Annotated in this window: 3 protein-coding genes; all 3 read right to left on the bottom strand. The window is 58.0% G+C overall.

Going from position 1 to position 2,215, the window contains the following annotated elements:
* Positions 1 to 357: MarR family transcriptional regulator (locus tag V6D20_07490; GenBank protein HEY9815626.1), on the bottom strand; the 357-nt coding region annotated here is incomplete at its 3' end.
* A 188-nt stretch (positions 358 to 545) separates the two neighbouring features.
* On the bottom strand, positions 546 to 1,508 hold the full coding sequence (locus tag V6D20_07495) for a glutathione S-transferase family protein (protein ID HEY9815627.1): 963 nt from the start codon (positions 1,506 to 1,508) through the stop codon (positions 546 to 548).
* Positions 1,509 to 1,591: 83 nt separating this feature from the next.
* A partial coding sequence (locus V6D20_07500; protein ID HEY9815628.1) for a class III extradiol ring-cleavage dioxygenase occupies positions 1,592 to 2,215 on the bottom strand: 624 nt, incomplete at its 5' end.

Raw genomic sequence — 2,215 nt, forward strand, 5'->3', positions numbered from 1 at the left:
ATGGGCAGGAAAAACTTGCTCGAAAAGCTGCTGACCCGTAGCCGTGAGTTGTACAATGACGCTGCGGCGGTTGTCTGGAGGGGTTTCTCGGGTGACCAGGCCTTTTCGTTCTAAGCGGTCAACGACTCCGGTCAGGGTGCCTTTGGTAATCAATGTTTTTTCACCAATGTCTCCCATAGTGAGTCCTTGGGTGTTGCCAAGGGTGGCGACAACATCAAACTGAGCCGGGGTCAGATTGTACTGTCGTACAAAGGTTTCAGAATAGCTTGAAAAGGCTTGATAGGCTCTGACAAGCGCCCTGACGGTGGCAAGACTTGGCTCTGAAGCGGCAGCCTGGGAGGTACTGGGGAGAGACATAGCTGATCTAGCGGCCAATGGTTTTAGTCAGTACTATTCTAATAACAAGGGGTAGGTTTTTACAGTGACTGTTAGTGACCAAGGCTCAAGCTGCTCCTGAGATTTGGACATGTTCAGGAACAGCGTTGACAGGTTGGTCGGTGGAAACCGCAGCTACGCAGCCTCAGCCAGATCACCCCAGATGGGGGCTAGCGATCGCGTCCATGAGCCATCTCGTAGTCAAGATCCGGCCCAGCAGGCACAATGCCGTTGGGGTTGAGCTCGGTCAACCCAGCGTAGTAAAGCTGCTTGACATGCTCAATGCTGCACCATTCAGCCACCCCCGGCTGCTGGTAAAGCTCACGGCAGTAGGCCCATAGGTTGGGGAAGTCCACGAGGCGCTTGAGGTTGGTCTTGAACAATCCGTGATAGGCCAGATCAAAGCGAAACAAGGTGGTGAACATACACCAGTCGGCTAGGGTGATTTGCTCGCCCACCAGATAGCGCTGCTGATCCAGAACGCCTTCCCAGTGCTCCAGTGCCTCAAACAGCTCGGTCACGGCACCGTTGTAGGCGATTTGGGAGGCAGCAAAACCGCTGCGGTAGACGCCATTGTTAATCGGCTGGTAAATGGCATCCATGGCCGCGTCAATAGCAGGGCGCAGGGGCGCAGGATAAAAGTCGCGATTGGGGAAGGTGGCAAACTCGTTAAAGTCCGAGTTCAGCATCTGAATGATCTGCCGCGACTCGTTATTAACGATGGTCTGGGTCTGCTTGTCCCACAGCACCGGTACAGTGACGCGGCCGCTATAGTCGGCCTTGGCGCGGGTGTAGATCTGCCAGAGGTAGTCGGCCCCGTAGAGGCTATCGGGAATGCTGCCGAAGCGGTCTGAAAATGTCCAGCCCTGGTCGCTGATCACCGGGTCTACGATGGAAATGCTGATCACGTCTTGCAGCCCTTTGAGCGATCGCAGCAATACCGTGCGGTGTGCCCAAGGACAGCCCAGAGACACGTATAGGTGGTAGCGTCCCGGCTCGGCCTTGAATCCGCTCGATCCGTCCGCCGTAACCCAGTTGTGAAACAGAGTGGGCATCCGCTTGAACTGGCCCGAGTCGTTGCGCTCAGTCCATTCAGTCGTCCATTTGCCGTCAATCAGTTTGCCAAGTGCCATGGGAGTTTCTCCTTTGTTGCTGGGTGGATGGGTGACGGTGTACGGTGTCAGGTGCCAGGGAAGCCGTGAACCGTGAACCGCAATCATTCAAATCGGTAGGCAGCCATGCTGAAGGCTCCGTAGGTAAACCCTGCATTGACTTGGTGCCCTTTGCCCCCTGCGCCCAAGGCCACAAACAGGGGCAGCAGGTGCTCGTCGGTGGGGTGGTTGCGTTCGGCGTGGGGGGCGAGCTGGCGGTAGTTGAGGAGGGCGGTGAGGTCGTCTTGGGCAATGGTTGCCGCCAGCCAGGTGTCGAACTCGGCGGCCCAGTCGGGGGGCGTGGCGTGGTAGTCGCCGTTGAAGGCGGCCATGTTGTGGGTGGCGGCCCCACTGCCAATAATCAGTACGCCTTCGTCCCGCAGGGGGCTCAGGGCTTTGCCCAAGTGTAGGTGGTGGGCGGGGGTCTCCCGCGGCTGCAACGACAGCAGTGTTACGGGAATCTGACCTGCGGGATTCATCAAAATCAGCGGCGTCCAAGCGCCGTGGTCGTAGCCGCGATGGTTGTTGAATCGCGGGGCAAAGCCTACCCCAGCAAGTAACTCAGCTACCCGCTTCGCCAAGGCGGGGCTGCCCGGTGCCCGGTAGACTAGCTCTGAAAGGTGGGGTGGAAAGCCGCCAAAGTCATAGATGGTATGGGGTTGGGGTGTGGTGCTCAGGGTGGGCTGGTC

It is taken from the genome of Candidatus Obscuribacterales bacterium (assembly GCA_036703605.1).
In the GTDB taxonomy this organism is placed as follows: Bacteria; Cyanobacteriota; Cyanobacteriia; order RECH01; family RECH01; genus RECH01.